The organism is Pseudomonas sp. SIMBA_041, from assembly GCF_046535095.1.
In the GTDB taxonomy this organism is placed as follows: domain Bacteria; phylum Pseudomonadota; class Gammaproteobacteria; order Pseudomonadales; family Pseudomonadaceae; genus Aquipseudomonas; species Aquipseudomonas mucoides.
Genome location: NZ_JAWRXJ010000172.1, coordinates 1 through 289, shown reverse-complemented (window position 1 = coordinate 289; position 289 = coordinate 1). Strand labels below are relative to the sequence as shown.

Annotated in this window: 1 protein-coding gene; it reads left to right on the top strand. The window is 64.7% G+C overall.

The genetic code is table 11. The annotated features are described in order from the left end of the window. Positions 1-39 precede the first annotated feature (39 nt). On the top strand, positions 40-289 hold a 250-nt coding region (locus SB725_RS30715; RefSeq protein ID WP_410923134.1), incomplete at its 3' end, for a Gfo/Idh/MocA family oxidoreductase.

The following is a 289-nucleotide window of genomic DNA, read 5'->3' as shown; positions in this document are numbered from 1 at the left end:
GCATTTGATTGCGATCGATCGCAAAGGAGAGCGAGGGTGATGCCACGAAGAAGGTTCAGATTAGGCATGGTCGGCGGCGGACAGGGCGCATTTATCGGCGCGGTGCATCGGATCGCGGCGCGGCTCGACGACCGCTTCGAACTGGTGGCGGGTGCGTTGTCGTCCGATCCGCAGCGAGCGCAAGCGAGCGCCGATGAAGCCGGCATCGCTCGCAGCTATGTGGACTGGCGCGAAATGGCGCGTGCCGAAGCCGCGCGCGACGACGGTATCGACGCGGTTGCGATCGTCA